17 protein-coding genes and 6 pseudogenes are annotated in these 21211 nt (G+C 60.4%); 13 read left to right on the forward strand and 10 right to left on the reverse strand.

The annotated features are described in order from the left end of the window. Positions 1 to 754: 754 nt before the first annotated feature. On the forward strand, positions 755 to 1357 hold the full coding sequence (locus OWC48_RS15135) for a hypothetical protein (RefSeq protein WP_282520710.1): 603 nt from the start codon (positions 755 to 757) through the stop codon (positions 1355 to 1357). After that, positions 1354 to 2754 (forward strand): DASS family sodium-coupled anion symporter, encoded by a 1401-nt coding sequence (locus OWC48_RS15140; protein WP_282520711.1) that lies wholly within the window; start codon positions 1354 to 1356, stop codon positions 2752 to 2754. The genes OWC48_RS15135 and OWC48_RS15140 overlap by 4 nt, the downstream gene beginning before the upstream one ends. A 171-nt stretch (positions 2755 to 2925) precedes the next feature. Here the strand turns inward: OWC48_RS15140 and OWC48_RS15145 are convergent. From OWC48_RS15145 to OWC48_RS15160, 4 genes and pseudogenes are all read right to left on the reverse strand, one after another. Then, positions 2926 to 3561: pseudogene (locus OWC48_RS15145) on the reverse strand (IS256 family transposase); the annotation flags it as partial. Between the two features lie 848 nt (positions 3562 to 4409). After that, positions 4410 to 5138 (reverse strand): SOS response-associated peptidase, encoded by a 729-nt coding sequence (locus tag OWC48_RS15150; RefSeq protein WP_282520712.1) that lies wholly within the window; start codon positions 5136 to 5138, stop codon positions 4410 to 4412. Between the two features lies 1 nt (position 5139). After that, positions 5140 to 5587, reverse strand: a pseudogene (locus OWC48_RS15155) (hypothetical protein). A gap of 34 nt (positions 5588 to 5621) precedes the next feature. Further along, a complete protein-coding gene (locus OWC48_RS15160) occupies positions 5622 to 6026 on the reverse strand; it encodes a hypothetical protein (protein ID WP_282520713.1) in 405 nt (134 codons plus the stop codon). 140 nt (positions 6027 to 6166) lie between these two features. On the opposite strand from OWC48_RS15160, the pseudogene OWC48_RS15165 reads away from it, so the two are divergent. Together OWC48_RS15165 and OWC48_RS15170 are read left to right on the forward strand one after the other, a co-directional pair. Beyond that, positions 6167 to 7092 (forward strand): annotated as a pseudogene (locus tag OWC48_RS15165) (Ku protein). A gap of 102 nt (positions 7093 to 7194) precedes the next feature. Further along, positions 7195 to 7662 carry a metallophosphoesterase family protein gene (locus OWC48_RS15170; RefSeq protein WP_282520714.1) on the forward strand — a complete coding sequence of 156 codons (468 nt, stop codon included), beginning with the start codon at positions 7195 to 7197 and terminating at the stop codon, positions 7660 to 7662. Between the two features lie 81 nt (positions 7663 to 7743). Here the strand turns inward: OWC48_RS15170 and dinB are convergent, their stop codons facing one another. Then, positions 7744 to 8802 carry a DNA polymerase IV gene (gene dinB / locus OWC48_RS15175; protein ID WP_282520880.1) on the reverse strand — a complete coding sequence of 353 codons (1059 nt, stop codon included), beginning with the start codon at positions 8800 to 8802 and terminating at the stop codon, positions 7744 to 7746. A 181-nt stretch (positions 8803 to 8983) separates the two neighbouring features. Between dinB and OWC48_RS15180 the strand changes: the two genes are divergently transcribed. After that, complete coding sequence (locus OWC48_RS15180) at positions 8984 to 11146, forward strand: exonuclease domain-containing protein (RefSeq protein WP_282520715.1); 2163 nt, start codon at positions 8984 to 8986, stop codon at positions 11144 to 11146. Between the two features lie 74 nt (positions 11147 to 11220). Here OWC48_RS15180 and OWC48_RS15185 read toward each other — a convergent pair. Both OWC48_RS15185 and OWC48_RS47135 read right to left on the reverse strand, forming a co-directional pair. Further along, positions 11221 to 11483 (reverse strand): annotated as a pseudogene (locus OWC48_RS15185) (hypothetical protein). A gap of 1178 nt (positions 11484 to 12661) precedes the next feature. Continuing rightward, the gene (locus tag OWC48_RS47135; protein WP_368860661.1) at positions 12662 to 12877 is read right to left on the reverse strand and encodes a DUF1127 domain-containing protein; all 216 of its coding nucleotides are present in this window, start codon (positions 12875 to 12877) and stop codon (positions 12662 to 12664) included. 172 nt (positions 12878 to 13049) lie between these two features. Here OWC48_RS47135 and OWC48_RS47535 point away from each other — a divergent pair, with 172 nt between their 5' ends. The 6 genes and pseudogenes from OWC48_RS47535 (at position 13050) to OWC48_RS15205 (ending at position 16951) form a co-directional block, all read left to right on the forward strand. Then, the gene (locus OWC48_RS47535) at positions 13050 to 13340 is read left to right on the forward strand and encodes a transcriptional regulator (RefSeq protein ID WP_404979757.1); all 291 of its coding nucleotides are present in this window, start codon (positions 13050 to 13052) and stop codon (positions 13338 to 13340) included. Between the two features lie 5 nt (positions 13341 to 13345). Next, the gene (locus OWC48_RS47540) at positions 13346 to 13855 is read left to right on the forward strand and encodes a hypothetical protein (RefSeq protein WP_404979758.1); all 510 of its coding nucleotides are present in this window, start codon (positions 13346 to 13348) and stop codon (positions 13853 to 13855) included. Between the two features lie 34 nt (positions 13856 to 13889). Continuing rightward, complete coding sequence (locus OWC48_RS47545) at positions 13890 to 14066, forward strand: hypothetical protein (RefSeq protein ID WP_404979759.1); 177 nt, start codon at positions 13890 to 13892, stop codon at positions 14064 to 14066. A gap of 1331 nt (positions 14067 to 15397) precedes the next feature. Further along, positions 15398 to 15810 (forward strand): annotated as a pseudogene (locus OWC48_RS15195) (hypothetical protein). A 61-nt stretch (positions 15811 to 15871) separates the two neighbouring features. Continuing rightward, the gene (locus tag OWC48_RS15200) at positions 15872 to 16225 is read left to right on the forward strand and encodes a hypothetical protein (protein ID WP_282520716.1); all 354 of its coding nucleotides are present in this window, start codon (positions 15872 to 15874) and stop codon (positions 16223 to 16225) included. 63 nt (positions 16226 to 16288) lie between these two features. Continuing rightward, complete coding sequence (locus OWC48_RS15205) at positions 16289 to 16951, forward strand: SOS response-associated peptidase (RefSeq protein WP_282520717.1); 663 nt, start codon at positions 16289 to 16291, stop codon at positions 16949 to 16951. Positions 16952 to 16980: 29 nt separating this feature from the next. Here OWC48_RS15205 and OWC48_RS15210 read toward each other — a convergent pair whose 3' ends face one another. Together OWC48_RS15210 and OWC48_RS15215 are read right to left on the reverse strand one after the other, a co-directional pair. Further along, positions 16981 to 17265, reverse strand: a complete 285-nt coding sequence (locus tag OWC48_RS15210; protein ID WP_282520718.1) for a hypothetical protein — start codon at positions 17263 to 17265, stop codon at positions 16981 to 16983. Between the two features lie 834 nt (positions 17266 to 18099). After that, positions 18100 to 18462, reverse strand: a complete 363-nt coding sequence (locus OWC48_RS15215) for a hypothetical protein (protein WP_282520719.1) — start codon at positions 18460 to 18462, stop codon at positions 18100 to 18102. A gap of 853 nt (positions 18463 to 19315) precedes the next feature. Between OWC48_RS15215 and OWC48_RS15220 the strand changes: the two genes are divergently transcribed. Then, positions 19316 to 19666, forward strand: coding sequence for a hypothetical protein (locus tag OWC48_RS15220; protein ID WP_282520720.1), 351 nt, complete (start codon positions 19316 to 19318; stop codon positions 19664 to 19666). Positions 19667 to 20235: 569 nt separating this feature from the next. Further along, positions 20236 to 20457, forward strand: coding sequence for a hypothetical protein (locus OWC48_RS47055; protein ID WP_282520721.1), 222 nt, complete (start codon positions 20236 to 20238; stop codon positions 20455 to 20457). A gap of 539 nt (positions 20458 to 20996) precedes the next feature. Here the strand turns inward: OWC48_RS47055 and OWC48_RS15230 are convergent. Beyond that, a pseudogene (locus OWC48_RS15230) lies at positions 20997 to 21130 on the reverse strand (co-chaperone GroES); the annotation flags it as partial. Positions 21131 to 21211: the final 81 nt, after the last annotated feature.

A 21211-nucleotide genomic window follows, 5' to 3' on the forward strand; every position in this document is an offset into this window, starting at 1 on the left:
TCCTGTCCCCGGCGTAACTCCGCGCCGCACTTGGCGCGCTTCACGGCGACCCTCGCGGCGCACTTGGCGCGCGTCACGGCGATCCTCGCGGCGCTCGCGTCGCCCCTCACGTCGATCTTGACGCCTTTCCATGCCAGCGGTCTGCGCCTCCGCGTCAGGGACCATCAGCACGGTCGGGAACGCGGCTATTGCGGTCGCCAAGCCCAAAGAAGAAAGAAGCTTCCGTCGAGAGATCATGACTGCCTCCCTTGCTGGATTGCCCCAAGGTCAAAAGTTTATTCGCTCTGCCCGTCCTCGGCTTGATCTATGTCATTGGACGGTTGCACAAATGTGCAGCGATAGGTCAAAAGTGCTGCTCTAGTGGCGACGTCGTTGTGTTGCAAAGGAAGAGCGAGCCGCCGACGACATCCCAAGGAACTGCTTTGGGATTGCCGAATTGATGGGTCGGCCAAAAACGCAGGAGGTCGCCATGCGCCTTCACCTGCCCCACCACAACTACTCTGTCGACTGGGTCACGCTAACCGCCGGCAGCCTGCTGTTGGTGGGTTTCGCCGCCGCCATCGCGGTCATGCTGGTCCGTTAGGAACGGAGGCAGCCTCCGGAAAAAATCCGGAGGGGCGTGGCCAGGTCGGCGTCACTTTGATCCATGTCAAAGTGAGACGATAGGTCTTCTGTGCAGGTATCCTGCTCTGAGTACATGGGGAGGCGATAGGTGTCCCCTTTCGCAGCACTTTTTTGCGGGTGTCTGGCTGGGATGGTCAGCGACCGTAGCCTTAGGGGCGCAGCGCACCACCTCACAAATGATGGTGGGCAGAGATCAACTCTTCTCCTCGTCGTGCTGATGATGCTTGCCGGAGTTGGCGCTGCCTCGCCAGCAAAAGCTGATCCTGCCGCCGACAATTCTCAGTGGCACGCGTTCAATGGAACGTGGACTGCGGTTGGCAAACGACAGGACATTGGTCTAGGTGGCGATCGCCGGGCCTCGGTTGCGGACTACAGCGGATCACTGATGCTGTATGGGACCTCACGTCCTGCGCTGGGCTTCCGCGCCGAGGCTGTCGTGCTCAACGACAGCGCTACGGGTCTGATAGGAAGGGCTGTCTGGACCGACGACACAGACAACCACGTCTATAGCGAGCTTCGCGGCGAAACAACCCCGGCAGGTAACAGCATCGTTGGGACGTTTGTCGGTGGCAGCGGTCGGTACAAAGGCGCGACGGGCACCTACGAGTTCTCCTGGCGCTTCCTCCTGGAGACCGAAGATGGGATCGTGCAGGGCCAGTCGATGGGGCTCAGCGGCAAAGTCCGATTTCCGCAAACACGGAGCGAGCCCGCCCCAGGCACGTCTAAGCCATGACACGCCCCCTCACGACGCTGAAACAGGCGTTGCCGTTCGTGCTGGCGGTCGGCATATGGCTGACACCCGTTCCCGCCGGATTGACCCCGCCTGCCTGGCACCTGTTTGCCGTGTTTGCATCGGCGATCGCGTCGGTGCTCATCGGCTCTTTTCCGCTGCTCCCATCCGCACTGCTCGCTGTTGCGGCGGTGGTCCTGACCGGCACCATCACTCCGGCGAAGGCTTTCGCAGGCTTTGCCAATGCCAGTGTGCTGCTAGTCGTGATTGCCTTCCTGGTCGCGATCGCTGTGGTGAAATCGGGCTTGGGGCGGCGCATCAGTCTGTTCATGGTCAGTCTGTTCGGTCGATCGTCTTTAGGGCTTGCCTACAGTATCGTCATAACGGACGCGCTCATTGCTCCGGGGTTCCCCAGCAACACGGCGCGAGGTGGAGTTCTGTTTCCGATTGTACTGTCGGTCGCCAGCGGGTCTGGTTCGCGGCCGGAGGACCCCGAGGGTCGTAAACTGGGCGGCTACCTCATGTTCTGCGGGATGGCGAGCCTATCGATTTCGTCGGCGCTTTGGATGACCGCCACTTCCGCCAACCCACTCGGGGTCCAGGTGGTCAGGGACTTCGGGGTGGCAATTGGCTTCGGCAAGTGGTTGGTCGTGGCCGCAGTGCCTACACTGACTGCGCTCTTGCTGCTTCCCTTGCTCGTAGCGCGCATTTTCCCGCCGGGGATCGGCCGAACACCGGAGGCACCTGTTGCGGCGCGTAAGGAACTGGCGGCGCTCGGTCCGCTCAAGCGCGATGAATGGATCACGGCTGCAATTTTTGCGTTCATGGTCCTCGGTTGGGTGTTTGCCGATGTGTTGCAGTTGAACGCGACCAGCGTCGCTTTCGCTGGCCTCGGAATGTTGATCATGTCAAATGTCCTAGGATTGAAAGACATCGCAGAACACGGAGAGGCCCTCGAAACGTTTCTGTGGCTTGCAGTACTGTTTGCCTTGAGCGGCCAGCTCAATGAACTCGGGTTCATGGGTTACGTCGGCCAGCGCCTGGCGTCCTACATAGTCGGCCTTTCATGGCACATGACCTACGTCGTACTGATCGTACTGTACGTGCTAATTCACTACATGTTTGTCAGCCAAACTTCACAGGTGCTGGCTTTGCTCGGCGTTTTCCTTGACGTCGGCGTCCGAGGAGGCGTGCCCGCACCGCTAATGGCGTTTGCTCTGCTATTTGCGAGCAGTTACTTCTCAGTCATTACGCCCCAGGGTGGCAGCCAGAACGTCATCTTTGTAAGTAGCGGCTACCTCACACAGCCGGAACTCTATCGGCTCGGCCTGCTCGTGACACTCTGCTTCCTTGCGGTGTTCCTGATAATCGGCACTCCATGGATCCTATTGGTCACCTGAACAGCTTACGCGGTAGCTGCTTGCAAAAAAATTTGTCGTTGTTGGGGGCCACATCTCGCAGGCATGGCCTCCCGGGCGCTAAAAAAGTGATCGTGTCCCCCGGCGTGGTGTAATTGGCGGCGGGTCACCGCGTTCGCCGGCAAGAGCCGGGCAGGTCAGCTGGCGATTTGCCGGGGCGCTGACGGTTGGATCATCGCTCAACGGCGCGATGGTTTCCAGTGTCATGTAGCGGGCACGCTGGACGGCCCATTCATCGTTCTGCTCGAGCAGGATCGCACCGATGAGGCGGATGATGGCATCTTCATTGGGGAAGATGCCGACCACCTCGGTGCGCCGCTTGATCTCGCCGTTGAGGCGCTCAATCGGGTTGGTCGAGTGCAGCTTGGTTCGATGCTGGGGCGGGAAGGCCATATAGGCGAGCACATCGGTCTCCGCTTCGTCGAGGAAGCCAGAGAGCTTGGGCAGCTTGGGACGGAGCTGGTCGGCGACCTTCCGCCACTGTGCTCGTGCGGCCTCGGCATCGTCCTGGGCAAACGCGGTGGCGATGAAGGCGGAGACCACGCGCCGCCCGCTCTTGGCGGCATGCGCCAGCGCATTGCGCATGAAGTGCACGCGGCAGCGCTGCCAGCTGGCGTTGAGCACCTTGGAGACGGTGGCCTTGATGCCCTCATGGGCGTCGGAGACGACCAGCTTGATGCCGCGCAGGCCACGGCGAGCGAGCTTGCGCAGGAAGGCCGTCCAGAACGTCTCAGCCTCCGAGGGGCCGATATTCATGCCGAGAACTTCGCGCCGGCCATCGCTGTTGAGCAGGCCGCCTCCAGCGAATTCATCGGTCCTCGTCCGGGTGGACCCATCTGTAAGGCGTGATGGTGTGTCCCACTGGTGACTGGTAGCGCGTCGTCACACAGCGGTGGCATAGCGCTTGCTAGGTTGACGGCCGAGGTCTCCAAGATGTCGGCGTTGAGGCCTTCCGGGGGGACCGCGACAATCCTCCGACCGCGCCGCCGAGGCCTCGCACCGAAAAAAATCTCAGCCCGTGCATGCCCGCGAAAATCCGGAGGGGCGTGTGTGTGTGTGTTCGGAGCGTTTCCGCGCTATCGTGTAGTGCTAATTTTCGAAATGAGATTCCACGGCAACAACGTGATTTGACGGCTGCTCAAATCGAAATAGAGAACACCGCGCTCCCCACTCCGAAGCACGTGAGCCTCAATTCTCTGCCCGTCCGTTGTGTTGAGAGTGGTTGCTGTTCGCAAATGCACCAAGGAGCAGGAGACCGTCGATTACGCCGATCGCAGTGCGAACTTCCAGTGGAGCTTCGTCGGGCTTGGCGAATGTCCGCTACGGGACTTGGCTGTGTGAAAACGCCAAGACGCTTGAGCGCGATAGAAGAAGTTATTCGTCCAAGGTCGTTTTGGGGCTCAAGCTCGCAAGCGCCTTCAACTTTGACGACGAACTGAAGAATGTAATTCTAGTTGTGTTTCGATCCTTCGCGTTTTTACACAGCCAGGGTCAAAAGCGCCGGTCGAGGATACCGCGAACGAGGTCCGGTCTACCCCCATCAGCAGACTTGAGGGTGGCGGACCTTCCCTTCGGCTGATTTGGTTCGGTACTTGATTTCGGCAAGCAGCTTCGGCGATGTCTGTTGGCGGTCGCCCTTAGGCCGCTTGCGCAGGGTCTTCCTTCTCGCCGGTCGCGACGATCTTGAGCGCCCCGTCCGGCAGCGGACGCTGCAGCACCTTGGCCTCATCCCAAGGAGCGCGCATCCAGATGTCGCACTCCTCGGCCGTGGTGAGGATCACCGGCATCGCTTTCGGGTGCACGCGCTTCACCTCGACGTTCGGCTCGCAAGTCAGGAAGCCGAAGATGTCCGTGGTGACCTCGCCTTCCTTCGCCTTTCGCACGCTGGTCCAGTTTGTCCAGATGCCGGCGAAAGCGGCGAGGGGCCGAGACTCATCGAGTGCGAACCACACCGGCACCTTCTTGCCGTCGATCGTGTCGTACTCCGAGAACGACGTAAGTGGCACAAGGCAGCGATTGTCCGGCCCGAGCCACCGCTTCCAATGGCTGCTGCTGGTATTCCGGATGTTGGTCGTCCCGCTGTCCGGCTCCATCCGAAGTAATTCATTGAAGTCTACCGGTTTGCCCTTCGCTTCCAGTTTCTCGGCCCGCTTCTTCGTTGCATCCATCAGCGCCCTGGATGAGGACGGCATGCCCCACCGCGCCATGACGATCTCACGGTCGTCGGCCGCGTTCCGGACGATCGGTGCCGGATAGTCCGGGAAGATGCCGGGCATCGACGCCAGATTGCCGACGTGGCTGTTCAGCGCGCCGAACAGCTTGCGGATCGCGTCGACGTTCTTGGTCATGCTGTAGAGGTTACACATCTCAGGTTTCCGGAGCCTGGTGGGGGCGAGCCGTGAGTTGCAGGAGGGTAGCGGCCGGGCGGCGCCCTGCCTTAGCACACTTGCTGCAGCGAAGCCGCCCAGCTAGGTCGTGTACGGCAGTGGTTGGCGGATGGCGCAGCGCCGCCAAGTCGACGTCCCGCCGAGTCTTGCAGCGCGAGCATTCGATCTCGATCCATGAGTAGCCACCGTTCACGGCTTGGTCGATGGACGGCGACGGGTCGATCGGGCCGCCGTCGGCCCACATGCGCTCGTTCCAGGACTCGCAGAGTAGCTTGTCGGCCTCGCGGATCAGTGCCTCGCCTTCTGCCCTGGCGCTCTTCGGAGCGTCGCGCCAAGACCGTCGTCATCGCTCGCGACTTCGACAGCTCTTTCGCAAGAGCCTTGCGGTCTCCTCCGGAGAGAGGCGTTGGATGATAGCGAGGAGCCATCTGTATAACCTGGCGTCAGACGGCACCGGCACAGCTACTCGAACGAAGGCCAGCAACCGTCTTCCTCATGGAGGCCGGTGCGCTCCGTGCAGGTGTTGTTCAGCAGACGCTGGCCTACCTCTCGCCAGATTGCGCCAGCCCCGTAGAAGCGAGTGGCGTCTGCCTTCTGAATTTCCACGATCCGCTCGCAGCGGCTGCAGGTGACGCGCAGCACGTGACGGCTGATCTCAGACAGTTTGTGTGCCTGGATCGGCTTTTCGGCGCGAACGGCATCGGCGCGGGCTTCCCCGAGAAGCGACGCCCAGTACGCAGCTGGCAAGTCGTCGGCTGGACCGACGGCCGGCGTGGAAGGGGTGTTCTTGCCGACGGCAAGGGTATTGGCCAGCTTCTGGATCTGTTTCATGGTCGGAAAGCGCCAACTAGCGGGTCGGTCGGTCATGGTCAGAGTAGAACATAACAAGAACAAATGGTCGAATCTGGTTCTCAGAAAAATGCTTCGGACCGCCTGGCCGTTTGTCGGAACTGGTCGCGGTCGTTCGTCTTGAATCCGAGACGCCCTAGACCGGAGTTCTGCGTACCATGGCCCCGCGCGCCAACTGGAAAGGCTTTTTGAGGCTCTCCCTGGTCACCTGTCCGGTGGCTCTGTATCCGGCGACCTCGGAGAGTGAGAAGGTCTCGTTCAACCAGCTCAACCGGGCGACGGGCCATCGGATCAAATACCTGAAGGTCGATGCGGATACCGGCGACGAGGTACCCAACGAGGACATCGTCAAGGGCTACCAGCTTGAAAAGGACCAATTCATCGAGGTGACGAAGGAGGAGCTCGAAGAGATCGCATTGGAGTCGACGCGAACCATTGAGATCGACGAGTTCGTCAATAGATCCGAAATCGACCCGAGGTATCTGATCCGTCCCTACTACCTGCGTCCCGACGGCAAGGTTGGTCACGACGCCTTTGCCGTGATCCGCGAGACCATACGCGAGATGGACAAGGTTGCGATCGGGCGGGTCGTGCTGACCAATCGCGAACACATCATCGCTCTCGAACCGCGCGAAAAGGGCTTGATCGGTACCCTGCTGCGCTATCCCTACGAGGTCCGCGATCCGGCGGAGTATTTCGACGAAATCCAGGACGTCAAAGTCACAAAGGACATGCTGGATCTCGCGAAGCACATCGTGAACCAGAAGGCGGGGACGTTCGACCCTGGGAAGTTCGAAGACCACTATGAAACCGCACTGATAGACCTGATCAACCAGAAGCGCTCGGGCAAGACCATCCGCCCGAAGGAGCGGCCCAAAGGCGAAAACGTCGTCGATCTGATGGAGGCGCTGCGGCAGAGCGTCGGTCGGGAGGGCGCGCCGGCGAAGGCGAGCAAGCCCGCCAAGAAGCCGCGCAAGGCGGCGGCGGGTCAGAAAGAGATGTTGATGTCGATCAAGGCAAGAAGCCGGCGAAGGAAGCAGCGGCGAAGAAGCCCGCGACGGGCCAGCGGCGGAAGTCGGCTTAGGCGACTGATGTCAGGCACTGGTGGCGCTTCAGGAAAGCGCGAATTTCCTCGATCGTCCGCTGCGGCCCAACGCGCGATAGGGTGCTTCGACTGGACGCTGCGATGACCTTCACGATCGGCATCATCTCGGATACGCACGGCCTGCTTAGGCCGGAGGCTCTTCGCTTGCTGGCCCACGTCGACCACATCATTCACGGCGGCGACATCGGCGATCCCGAGATCATCACCGCGCTACGGAGAGTTGCCCCCGTCACGGCGATCAGGGGGAACGTAGACACGGGCGAGTGGGCCACCGAATTTGCCGAAACCGAGCTCGTGCGGCTCGCCGGACGGTTGTTCTACGTTCTGCACGACCGCAATGTCCTGCAGGTCGATCCCGTAGCTGAGGGCATCGATGTCATTGTTTCCGGCCACTCCCATATGCCGAATATCGCTACCGTCGATGGCGTACTCTACGTGAATCCCGGCAGCGCGGGGCGCAGACGTTTCAAGCTACCGATCACGCTTGCGAGCCTCGAAGTCGCGCCCGACGGACTGAACCCGATCATCCACGATCTTGAAGTCGGATAGGCCGCGCCGCGCACGTCCAGCCAGGCGAAACCTTCGGCGCCGTTTCGGTCGCCGCGCTGTAAGCCGCGTCTATGGGCGGCGTCAGATAGGCAGATCGAGCTGAGGTCCAATATCGTCGTTCGCCGGCGTTTGCAGCGACGACAGCGGCACGCCCAGAAGGCGAACCGACTTCGGGAAGGGCATCTCGGCCTGCAGCAGGGCGACCGCCAAGCTCTCCAAGTTGTCCCGGCTCGATACGAAATTCGGGATCGACCGGCTCCGCGTGATGATCTCGAAATCGAAGAACTTGACCTTGAGCGTCACAGTCCTTCCCCGGTTGCCGGTGATCTCACAGTGGCGCCAGACCTTGTCGATCAGTGGCTGGAGTTCGGCCGCCATCGCGTCGAATGTCGTGAGGTCCACCAAGAACGTGTTCTCGGCGCCGATGGACTTGCGGATGCGGTTGGCGCGGACGGGACGATCGTCGACGCCGCGCGAGATCCAGTAGTAATAGGCGCCGGACTTGCCGAAGTTGGCGTTCATGAATTCGAGCGTCTGGTTGCGGATGTCCATTCCGGTGAAGATGCCGAGGCCGTTCATCTTCGCGCTCGTCGCCGGACCGATGCCGTGGAATTTGCCGACCGGCAGCGACTCCACGAACGCGGCGCCCATCTCGGGAGAGATGACGTACTGGCCGTTCGGCTTCCTGTGATCCGAAGCGAGCTTCGCGAGAAACTTGTTGTAGCTGATGCCGGCTGAAGCGTTGAGGCCCGTCTCGGCCTTGATCTTCTCGCGGATCCGCAGCGCGACGTCGCGGGCAAGGGGTATGCCCTGCAGGTTGTCGGTGACGTCGAGATAAGCCTCGTCCAGCGACAACGGTTCGATGAACGGCGTGTGCTCCGCGAAGATGTCGCGGATTTGCCGGCTGATTGCTTTGTAGACCTCGAAGCGCGGTCTAACGAAGATCAGGTCCGGACACTGCCTCTTGGCGGTGACGCACGCCATCGCAGAGCGGACCCCGAACTTGCGCGCCTCGTAGCTTGCCGCAGCTACGACGCCACGTTCCGCCGAGCCGCCGACCGCGGCCGGCTTGCCTTGAAGATCCGGATTGTTCCTCTGCTCGACCGACGCATAGAAGGCATCCATGTCGATGTGGATGATCTTGCGGTGGGAAAGGCCGGTGTCGAGTCGGCTTTCGGCCGGTGCTTTCTACGGTCCGTCCTTCGCTCCCGCCTTGACAAATAGAGCTTTCGGAACAAAAAAGGAACGATAAAACTGTGTTTGGCGGATCGTTGAGAGCAGATTCGTCGACCAGAAACGATGGGAACCCGGCGCGCGTCAAATGAAGCCTACCACGTTGCCGGTCTACTACTATCTCGACCACTTCGTCGAAATGCTCGACTTTGTCGAGAGGACGTATGGCGAGATCCTAACCGACGAGCAACGTTCGTTCACCGCGCGCTTTCGCATCCTCTCGAAGGACGCGCAGTGTCTGCTCATCCGGATGGTCAACCGGCGAGGGGCGATCTTCAATCGCGCACTCTTTAAGTACCGCGAGATAACCGACCTCGAAATCGCGGCTCGTGACTTGATCGAGTGTGGCCATGCGCGCGGCCTGCGTGCCGAGGACTATTCCGCCTTCGTACTTTGCCTGCCGAAGACCGCACTTCTCGACGGCGCCCGTGCAGCGGGGTTCGGCCGCGACGTCCTCACCTCATGGTCGAAACCGGTGCTGGCCGACTTCTTCGTTGCCGCAATTCCGTTCGATCTTGCGGCAAAACATTGCGGGGCCGGCGGCTTCATAGCGCTCGACAACACGCGGCCGATCGAATTCCTGCTGTACCTCTATTTCGGAAAGACGGTCGACGACCTCAAGAACTTCGCTCTGCGCGATCTCGGCGTCCTGCGCACGAACAGGGAGACGTCGTTCAGCGCTCGCTTTGCCGACGCCGACGAAGCTCATGCATGCTTTCACTACAGCCAAGTGCTGGACCGCATCGAGGTCCGTTCTGCCGGCATCTATGCACGGGAGGCTGCAGCGATCCTGGACGGACCCCCGCGGACGACCGAATATGCCGCCGACCTTGCGGCCCGCGCCGCGTGCCGGGTCGGGCAGTTCTTCGAGAAGCAAGGCGACAAGGATCTGGCCGAACGGCTTTATCGTTTCGGCGGCTCGGCCGATTGCCGCGAGCGCCTCGTCCGGTTGCTGTACGCGGAGGGCGACAAGGAAGCGTCTGAGAATTTGCTGCGGGACATGATCGATGATCCCGAAAGCGACGACGAGCATCTCTTCGCGACGGATTTCTACGCGCGCAAGTTCGGCGGACGGCGGACAGGTCTGTGCACTGAGTTGCTACGATCGGGGCGGACGATCGTCGTCGACGACACGCATCGCGGTAATCCCGAGGCTGGGGTGGCTGGCGTGCTGCGGCGCCTGGGCGGGCAGGTCTACTTCGCGGAGAATACGCTTTGGCACATGCTGTTCGGGCTGCTGTTCTGGGATGAGCTTTTCGAGTCCGGCCAGCTTCACAGCGGTTTCGACTGGGTTCCGCATTGCCTTCGCGACCGGACGTTCCATCGGCGGTTCGCCTCGCAGATCGACGTCAAGCTCGCGGAGATCAGATCCGGTAATGCGCTTCCGATCGTCTTGCGCACCGTCACCGCTAGATGGGGCCGACCCAATGGAGTCTTCGCTTGGGACCACGTGCAGATGGGCGCACTGCGTGCCTTGCTCGAAGGCGCCCGCGCGGACGGTTTGGCCGAGATTGTTCAGGCGATGTGCGAAGACTTTCCCCGCACGCGGGACGGTTTCCCTGATCTGATGCAAGTGCGCGACGGCAAGGTGTCTTTCGTCGAGGTCAAGGCGGAAGGCGACGCCATACGCCGCAACCAACTGACTCGCCTGCGCCAGCTGGAGAACGCCGGCATCCCGGCCAAGATCGGCCGCGTGGACTACCGGTTCGACCCGGAGCAGGACTACGTGGTCGTCGACATTGAGACCACGGGAACCTGGTCGTCTGGTGATCGCATCACCGAAATCGGTGCGGTCAAGGTCCGTAACCATCAAGTCGTCGACGAGTGGCACTCGCTTGTTAATCCGCAGCGGCCGATCCCCGCGAAGATCGTCGAACTGACCGGCATCACCAACCAGATCGTTCGGGATGCGCCCGTGTTCCACGAAGTCGCCGACAGTTTTATGGCGTTCATGGGGGACGGCATCTTCGTCGCCCACAACGTGAACTTCGACTACGGCTTCCTGTCGTACGAGTACGAACGGCTCGAACGACGCTTCCGCTTTCCGAAGCTGTGTACTTGCGTGGGAATGCGACGTCGATATCCCGGGCACAAATCGTACGGACTCGGAAAGTTGTGCGCGATCTACGACATCGAGCTCGAAGAACACCATCGCGCGCTATGCGACGCTCGGGCGGCGGCCCGGCTGTTGAACCTCATAAACAAGAAGCGCGACGACGGCATTTCGGCAGAAGCGGTGCAGGCTGCTTAGTCGCATTCCGGACAAGATCGCCTCTGCCGTCCCATACTACGGCGACGAAAGACCGAGGCCGCTAGATCAAAATGCTAGTCTGTTGGACACTCTGGGCACGTGTCGCCGATTGAGTCCAACACCTCGGCAATTGCGGCTGCGGCGGCCGCCGGCGAGACGCCGGGCGGCGTGCCTCACAGGCGAGCTGGAACGCGCGGTCGCGGGCATGAGGATCGGCCCGATCGAGCATCCAACCGTGCTCCTCGCATTCGCGGATGGTGCCGGCATCGCTCAGCGCCAAAATGGCCCAGCCACGCAGGGTCCGTATTGCCGGCCGTCTCTCCTTCGTCATCAGCATAGAGATCACTCCTGCCGGGACGAATCCTTCCGCCCCCTCGCTCGTTCCGGGCGGTTAGCACGCAGGGATTCGCAATCGGCAGGGCTCCGGCTTGTCCACCTGTTCCGTTGTCCTGTGCAGAACGCTAGGCGACCGGGGCGGTCGTTCTTCTCCCAGTCGCCACGATCCGCAGAGTGCTGCCCTTAGCGGCAGCGCTTGCAGCTCAGTGCGCTCCTCGTCGCGTCCATCAAAGCCTCTGCGATAACGGCATGCACTCTGCGAAGGCCCTGCAAACAAAGTGGAAAGCTAACGCTGCCGAACAGGCTTGAACTGTCTCCCCGATCTGCCGCGGTATTGATTTTATGAAAGTTCTAGATCCGTAACACCGTTCTTGTGTGGCACATTCAATGAAGCAGACGGAGTTAGTTTGCTCACTCATGAGGTTTCTAACAAAACGGAGTCAGTTGGCTCACTGATAAGGTTTCTGCCAAAAGCTTATCAGTGGCTGAGGCCAAGGTTCCGCAAAATCCCTCCGTGAACAGACAGTCCCCGCGTCGGCCAAAGTGCCGAATGAACGCCCACGCCACCAGCATTCCCGGAGCGCCGAGAGGTCTCGGCGAGGGACTGTGGGCTCCTGGGGATATGACGTGACTATCTGAAGAATTCCGTAGCGCAGCTCACAGTTGATAAGGGAATATTCGCAATCAATACCCTCTACCAATACCTGCGGAGCACAACTTGGACCGACAACATAGCGCGCCAATTCTTCTCACCTCAGAAGGGCGCTCCATTGCTCTTGAGCTTATCCCGCAGCGTGGCCCGGCGGCTGCAATGCTTGAGGCCCATGAGTTGGTCCACGCTCACGCTGCAGCTCCGCCAATTGCCGAAAGATGGGTTGAGCCCTTGCGAAACCCATCACCAATCCGACTCTCTCTCGCCATATCGAAGACCGATTTCGGACTGGTGGGCCGCCCAGCGGATCGGGTCGTGACCGAGTTCGACGTGAGAGTGAAACGAAGACGACGCCCAATCGCGCACGCGTTTCATCCGAGCATGCATCGGATCGGCTCGCACCCGCGAGCAGACGTCAAGGCGAAGCAACAGAGAGGCAGCTGAGGTCCAACAGCAGACTGATGCGCGGAAGGAAAGAGCGTATCATTCATCCTTGTCGACACGCTATGACCAAAGCGCCGGCTTATTCACGGCGCGATGACAGCGCCTCGCGGGTCGATAGCGCGATTTATAGCGACGTAGTCGATCTCACCACGCGTGATGCCGATGTCCATCAACTCGCCGTCCGTCAGCCGGCATAGCTGGGCTCGCAGTATCTCGCGTTTTCGCCACTCGCAAAACGCATCCCAATATGCTTCGAGGGGGCTGTAACTGCCGCCTTGCGGTTGCCGGTTCGAACTCAGTGGTCTCGTGGATCGTGCTCATCGCGGTGTGTCCAAGGTGAGCTGTTTCACCATACTAAAGCTGCCAGCACATCCGCTGGCGCGCTTAACAGGTGGCTTACATTCTCCTTACCGGCAGCTTATTCTTTGCGCTCTTGGGGCTTCAGAGGTGACATCGAAGAGGAATGGCAGCTTGCGTTATCTCTTTGAGGACTACGCATTGGATACCGACCGGCGCGAACTGTATCGCGCAACGGACGTGATTATTGTCACACCTCAGGTGTTCGATCTGCTTGACTATCTGGTCCGAAACCGGGAGCGCGTTGTCAGTAAAGACTACCTCATCAACGCCGTTTGGAGCGAACGTATCGTTTCCGATGCCGCGCTGACGGCTCGCGTGAACGCCGCTCGGAGCGCAATCGGCGACACGGGCGAGAAGCAGCGCCTCATAAAATATTGCGGCGCAAAGGTTTCCGCTTCGTAGGCAAAGTGCAGGAAGCACAGACGCTCGCGGTTGAGCCGGTTAACGCTGCGGCGCAGAGCGGCGACATGAAGCCGACCCCAAATTCAGCGCAGCGTCTGTCCATTGTCGTGCTGCCGTTCACCAACCTGAGCGGTAACCCCGAGCAGGACTATTTCGTTGACGGCGTGACCGAGAGCCTGACCACGGATCTATCGCGCATCGGTGGCTCGTTCGTCATAGGTCGACACACCGCATTTACCTACAAGGGCAAAGCGGTTGATCTCAAGCAAATCGGCCGCGAGCTGGATGTTCGTTCCGCGCTAGAAGGTTCTTTGCAGCGTGGCGGTGATCGGCTTCGCGTAAACGTCCAGCTCGTGGACCCCGAAACCGGCGCGCACCTGTGGGCTGATCGCTTTGACAAACGGATGGCTGATTTGTTTGACGGCAGGACGAGATTGTATCAAGGCTCGCTACACACTGAATGCTCAACTGATCGAGGCAGAGGCGCGGCGCGCCGAGCGATCGCCTCTTCCTGATGCGATAGATTTGTGTTTCCAGGGCCGTCATTCGTTGAACAAGGGACGCTCGCCCGAAAACCTGACACAAGCTGGTGGCTTTTTTGAGCGAGCCTTGGCGCTTGATCCCGAGAACGTCGAAGCGCTGGTCGGGAAGGCCAGCGTCGATCTAATAACTGCCGCCGCTTTCATGGTTGATGACCGCGATGCGCGCTTGTGGCGGCGGAGGTGATGTTGAACAAGGTATGTCCATGGCTCCGCGTCATGCGCAGGCTCATATGTTGTTTGGCATGACGCAGCTGTTCACAAGGCGCGCAGTGCTGGCAATCGGAGAATTTGAGCAGGCGCTTGCACTTGATCGCAATCTGGCCACCGCCCACGTGATGATCGTATTTACGAAGTCTTTATTGGTCGAGGAACGGAAAGCGAAGCCCACATCCGGCGGGCGTTCCGACTCTCTCCGCGCGATAGCAACGCCTATAGGTGGATGCACTGGCTTGGCGTCGCCAAATTGATCCTCGGCGCCGACGCGGAGGCGGTCGATTGGCTGCGCCGCAGCCTTGAAGCCAACCGGACTATGCCGTGGTACATTTTCAGCTTGCTGCCGCTCTTGCACTCGTGGGCTCGCTGGAAGAGGCGCGGGCCGCCGTGCGCGCGGGGCTTGCGCTAGATCCTGCCTTCACCATACGCCGGACGCGAGGGCTCATACTCAGCACCGATCGAGCATTCCGCGCCGGCAGCAACCGTCTGCGCGATGGTATGCTGATGGCTGGAGTGCCGGAGGCGTGATGTCGGCTTTGGGTCTTGGCTGTGTGAAAACGCCCTGGTCGAGCGCGATAGAAGAAGTTGTTCGTCCAAGGTCGATCTAGCGCTCATGCGCGCAAGCGATTTCAAGCCAGACGGCAAACTGAAGAACGTAATTCTAGCTGTCTTTCGTCTCCTCGCGTTTTTACACAGCCAGGTCAAAATGCGAAGAACTCAACGTGAGCAAATCTAGACCGCTCTACCCCACTGACCGGACCTCGACGAGGCGCGCCGACACTTCGGGAAGGGCAGAGCCGCACACCGCCTTTGTGTGCGAAATGGCACGAAAAGAAAGCGCGAAATCAAAAACTGCAAATATCCTCGATGGGCGGCGTCGCGCGTACCCCGCGTTTTGGGCGGGCCCCAAAGGACCCGAGAAACCGATGGGGCAAAAAGAAAGGCCGCCTGCGTTGCCACAAGCGGCCCAAGTCTAGGGAGGAAACGCCCAGGGAGGGCTGCGATAGCGGGAGCACTATCGCACGCCCTATACAATACGATTGCGATCGGCGGCTCAATTGAACGTAGGTAAACGTCGGGCACCTAAAGGGGGCACGGACCTATACGAAGGTGTATGGCAAAGCCGACAACTTCCGCACTAGGCGTAGGCCGTCACTGCCTGCGCATTACGTCGAGCATCGAGCACGGCATCGCCCTCAACCTCGACGCGTCAGCACGAGCGCCATCGTTGTGCCCGGTGCGTTATCCACGCAAGCTGTAGCGGCTTGCCTTGGCCCTCTTGGCCGGGCGATGCTCCTCGCCATGGGTAGCAAATCACGCGAGACCTCTACGGGTCGTCGGTCCGGGCGGTTGCTGAGCAGGCAGCAGAAGCGCGCAGGCAGGCCGACAAGCTGGCCTGCGAGGCATGGAATAAGCGCATGCTTGCCTTCAAGGGTCCGGCGCAGCCATCGCCCACCCTGGGCGATGCGCTCAATGCGGGGCTTGGCTATCTCGAAGTGAAGTGCCTGGGCTGCGACACGCACCAGACCTTCGCGCTGGACATCGTGCGGCGGCCGAAGACGACGCCGGTTCATGAGCTGGAGCGACACATGCGCTGCAAGGATTGCTCGGCGGTGCGGGTCTATCCGTACAAGCGAAGCCGCCTTGTCGCGCTCCGGCGCATCAAGATTTCGGCGAGCGATCCACCATCAACGCGGTGGCCTGGAGAGCGGTAGGCCCCTAGGAGTTTTCGGAGGTGCAACTCATTGAGCGGTCATTCAAGTAGAGGACCGCTCTTTGAACCACATCGCCGTTATTTTGATCTTACTCGTTGGCGGCTCTTCGCTCGCCTTGGGCCAGAGTGCGGGTGGATCGAGCAGTGGCGGCTCGGCGGCGAGCGGAACTGCGGCCACCGGCTCCGCAGGTTATGCGGGCGGCACCCTATCGACCGGGCATACCGTAAGCGGCACTGCGGGCTACTCCGGTCCCAACGTGGGCAACGCGCTCAGCCACGCCGCGACCGGCGGCGACGTGGATGCTTCCTCGGTTACTCAGCCTCTGCCCCCGCATGACAACGCGGTGGATACGCCCGCCGCTGAGCGCGCCATGAAGAACTTGGGCAACACCGATATTGGCATTCTCAAGAAGTAAGACATGCTGCAAGTCGGCCTCGGCCTTGGCGTTTGCGGCCATTCTCGGTAGTCGCCGCGCGTAATGTGCAACCTCTTCAGCATCACCACGAGCCAAGAGGCCATCATCCGTCTCTTCCGCGTGGTCAACCGCTACGTCGGCAACCTCGCGCCTATGCCGGGCGTGCTTCTCGACTATCCCGCGCCGGTGATCCGCAACACCGAGGCGGGCACTGAGATGCTGACGATGCGCTGGGGCATGCCGCCGCCACCGCGCACAGGCGGCCCGCCCGTGACCAACATTCGCAACATGTCATCACCGCACTGGCGCGGCTGGCTGAAGCCCGAGAACCGCTGCTTGGTTCCCGCCAACAGCTTCGCCGAGTATGCACCGGAGCCGAACCCGGAGACCAAGAAGAAAGACGTGGTCTGGTTGGCGCTGAATGAGGACCGCCCGCTGTTCGCCTTCGCAGGCATCTGGACCGAGTTCAAGGGCGACCGAGGCACCAAGTCCAAGCCGGTGCCGGGACCGCATCAGGTCTACGGCTTCCTGACGACCGCGCCGAACGCTGTCGTCGCGCCAATCCATCCGAAGGCGATGCCGGTGATCCTGGCCACGGACGAGGAGCGCGATGTTTGGATGCGCGCACCGTGGGACGAGGCGAAGGCTTTGCAGCGGCCGTTGCCGGATGACGCGCTCAAGATCGTCATGCGGGGAGCCGACAAGGAGGACAAGGCTGTCGCATAGGATGCTACCAGCCAATGTTGATCTAAACGTTAGATCCCCAAAAGCGGCGCGTATTTTTGCCCACTCAGCATCCGCGCGTTCTGAGCCGGATTCGAAAATGCGCGACGAAAGTGAGAGCGTTGCGGTTGCCTTCGCGATCTCGTATCGGCCCAATGCCTCGATAGAGAAGGGATCATCTGACCTTTTGATTGGAACTGGCGGTAAACATCATCATAAGTACGCTCGCACTCACGACGGAGCCATTCAAGCCCAAGCCAGCGCGACACGATTTGTTCGCTAAAAACAATCTGCGCAGCGACGGCGATCGTTGCCAAGTCTGTGCTCCTATTCAAGATAACGAGTGCGTAGAGTATTGCATACACTGCGATCTTAATGCGCTCGACCCTCGCCATTTGCGATAGAGTATCGTGACAATAGAAACTATTCTCGAGCACTTGAGCTGCGATCCTCGCTGACGCGCTGGATCACCGATTTGACGAATCCGTTGAACCGGCCAAACAGATGCTGCGGCGAGAGACATGCCCCGCAACAAGCGTACCGAAGAAGACCTGACAGGACATGCGGCGCCCGTCGCTGCATGTGGCTGGCCAATTCCCCTTCTTCAGAGCGCGCGTGCGCGCAAGAATCAGGTTACACTAGGAAAAGCGGACATCCATTGGCAGGCAGGACGGCCTGGCTATCGAGAATGACCCGACGTGCGCATAATCGAGGAATGCTAAAGTCCCCAAATAGATGCATGTCTTCCTCAAATCGGAAGCATGTTGATCACTGTACCAACAACAAAGCACAGCGATCCAACAAGGTAAAGCCAGTTTGCTAGATTGCCCATGCGACATCCCGAGGAGTGACCGGCTGGGGCTCTGCAAGCTTGTTCATTTCAGCATGCATCCTTGATTGCAACATGACCACTTCCATCACGCAAGAAGCGGCTCGAGGAAGCCGCTCGCTCCCGAGCTTTTGGCGTTACCATCAGTTGTGGTCACCATCAGCCGTAAGAGAAGCCAGGATAGGAATATGTCGGATTGCTCCAATTTGACCGTCAATCCATTCGATGTCGTCGAGGGTGGTGATCTGATCACGGATCGCCCGGAGGTCGGCGCGGACTCATTACACGCACGCGCCAGCCTTCGGGAGCGCAGAGGGTTTTATCAATACGGCGGACACGTCGGCGTGTCGGTCCAGGGCGCTGTCGCAAAGGCGCCGACACGCGGTCCGGGCACGCAAGCTGAGCTGTATTGTCCGTAGCCGTAGGCTCCATAATAAGAACTATAGGTCGGATCGCCCCAATACGATCTATGGGCGGGATAGCCCCAGTACGAATTGTAGCCCCAGTACGAAGGGTAGGGATCACTCCGCCGGACCCGATAGCGCACGTCCGGGGTCACAGCTGGCGCTGCCGCCTTGATCGACGTGCCATTGATCGGTGCGGCAGATGAATTTGCCGTGGCGGCCACTGCGATAGGAACAACAATTGCGAGCGCAATCGCGAGGCCGCGGACTTGAAACTTCATGGTAGCTCCTGTTTGTCTTAAACCGCGCGACAAGCATGACCTTGCAACGCAGGCGAGGGAAATCACCTCTCGCCATGGAGTCGATAGACGATCATTATTATTGCGCGCGCCGCGCGAAGCCACAGCCAGGATACCCTACAGCCGCATCCGTAGAGACTTCTAAACCTGTTATCGCCCTTGGACTAATCGAGGTTGCGCGTGCCAACGTGCCGCGGTCCTTGACCCTGATGCGGCTCCTACGGTGGTTTTGTCGCGCGCCACATCACCGACCAGATGCCGGACCGAGGTTAGAGAAGGGCAGGACATCGCCAATTTTGCGGATGGACAGGATGCCTACAGAAAAAGTTTTGGAAAGTTGGAATTGGGTTACGTGGGTAAGGACCAATCTGTTCCAGCACACTCCGGTCTGGTGGTGGCACAAAGAGAGTCCCCCGGCCCGCCACTCGATCCGCGCTGCCCCGGACGCGTTACGTCGCCTCTTGGCCCTTCGAGACATATTGTGCGGCCGCGCGATCTTGGTCGCTAACAAGCATAGCGAAGTTGTCGGGCGGCCGTCTATTGCCGAGGACGACGCTCCTGACCCGTTGGGGAGGTGGTCGCCTTTAGAGGTCGAGCGCCATAAACCTTCGTATCGTATCGGTGCCCCTTTAGATGCCAACGGGTACCGATCGTTCAATTGAGCCGCTGATCGCGATCATCTTAGGCTCGATGCGTTGCAAAAGTGCATAGGCTCATGAAGTGCTATAGTGAAAATGGATGATGGACGAACAGCGAATATCTGCTTCATGCCGGGAGCATGGGCTGATCGCGAGCGCAGAGCGATCACGTCTTGCACATAAGCGTGAGTGAAGACATGTCCAATCCCGTCGCAAAGATCGTCGATCGTCACCTGAAAATCTGGAACACTCGACATGCCACTGAGCGCATCACGGGCATCCCTTCAACGTATGCAGCAGACGTAGTCATCGGCGAGCCGGCAGTGTGGTTTTCAGGTTTTGCGGGCGTTGAATGTGCGATTAAAGCGGTACACGCGCAGATGCCGGGAATGCACCTCGCGGTCACTGGCCCGATCCAGACAACGGGGGACACGTCTACGTACACTTGGGCGCTCGCGGGGAAAGACGGCAACGTCGTCAAGGGCCGGGATGTGATCACAGTGAAGCACGAACGGATCATCAGTCGATACGTTTTTTTCGACACCTGACCTTAGGGCGCGGGGCCTTTGCGCCCCCCTCGTTTTCCGGGTCTTTTGGGGCACAGTGCAAAGTGCCGGGATCGCGCGACTCGCTCTCTTACCTCGGTCCGGCATCCGGTCGGCGACGTGGCGCACGACAAATCCACCGAAGGGGGCGGCTTCATAGTCGATGGCGGCGGCGCGCCTTGGCGCGCGCAACCTTGATTGGTCCAATGGCGGCGACGGGAGTCGCAGGTGCTGCTGGTGACATTCCTCGCTACGGTGAGGCAGCGCGGGCGGCAATAACGATCGTCTATCGACTCTATGGCGGGAGGTGATTTACCTCACCGGCGTCGGAAGGTCATTCTCGTGTGGTGGTGGATAGTTCTTTGACACGATCAGGAGGCGACAAATGTCAGTCCAGCAGCCGGTTCTCACGCCGCCCCACGGCGGCGAGATGGTGCCCTCGAGCGGGGCTCGAGCGTCGAGATGAAAGTGGAGAGCGGTCAGTCCCGGAGGCGACTATCGCGCTGTCCTGGGACGGTGCGCGCCGGGGAGGAGCCGCCGCTGCACACTCACTCGCGCGAGGACGAGTCTACGTGGTGCAGGGGCAGCTAATCGCGCGGGTCGGCGATGCCCGCGTCGAGGTGGGGCCGGGCGCCTACGCGGCTCTTCCTCGCAGTGCGCCACATACGATCGAGGTGGTCGGTAACCAGGCGACTCTGCTGCTCAGCTTCGTGCCGGGTGGGCTGGAACGCTTTTTGGTCCTTCGGGAAGGCGAGCAGCCCGACCCGGCCGCTTTCGGTCTGACGTTCCCCTAGGGCCGGGGGCCGGCGGCGCGGCGTTCGTGCCGTCCGCCGCGAGAGGGAGAAAAACCCCCGATTCGCATGCGGCCGAGCTGGGACGGACGGTCGGTGAATGCTCTGCGCCTGCCGCTCACCGTTTCACAAAAATGCGCGCGCGCCTTGTATTAGCAGGCCGGCTCGGTCTCACGCCGCTTGAACCGCGAGCCACGCGCGCGTTCAATTCCAAAGCTGGGAAGCCAACGTGTTTTTCAATTGGTTGCTCGTCGTGCTCATCGGCGTCAGTGTAGCCGTCCTAATCGCCCACGCGATTGATGCAATTCGTTTCTAGCTTGTGCGATTGGATCTTTGATCGCATTTTCGAGGTCATACGGGCGCGCGCTTTCTGAATTCATACGCGCCTTGCGCAGCCCGCCCGCGCCGAAGTCTTCTAACGGGAGGTAAATCTCACGTCCAAACGGTCATGCTTCCAGCGAACCTACCGGGCGAAGAGACGGCTCCGGCTTCAGGGAGCTTTTGAAGGTAGGCCGGGGGCCGCTCCGCCAGCTTGGCGGCGAGCCGGCAAGATTCAAGACGCCCTGGGATGGCTTTTCCTTCGCCGTGTCGGGAATGATGATGCCGCTATTGGGCTTCTTCTGAGCTTCGATGCCCTTGACACCACGACGCGGTCGCGAAGTGGACGGAATCTCAGCAGTCCTCCCGCCTTTTGTGAATATTCTCTAGGTTGGCAGTCGCAACATATGCCAGTGACACTGGTGCGCAAGAGGTTCGG

The organism is Bradyrhizobium sp. Arg816, assembly GCF_029989365.1.
In the GTDB taxonomy this organism is placed as follows: Bacteria; Pseudomonadota; Alphaproteobacteria; order Rhizobiales; family Xanthobacteraceae; genus Bradyrhizobium.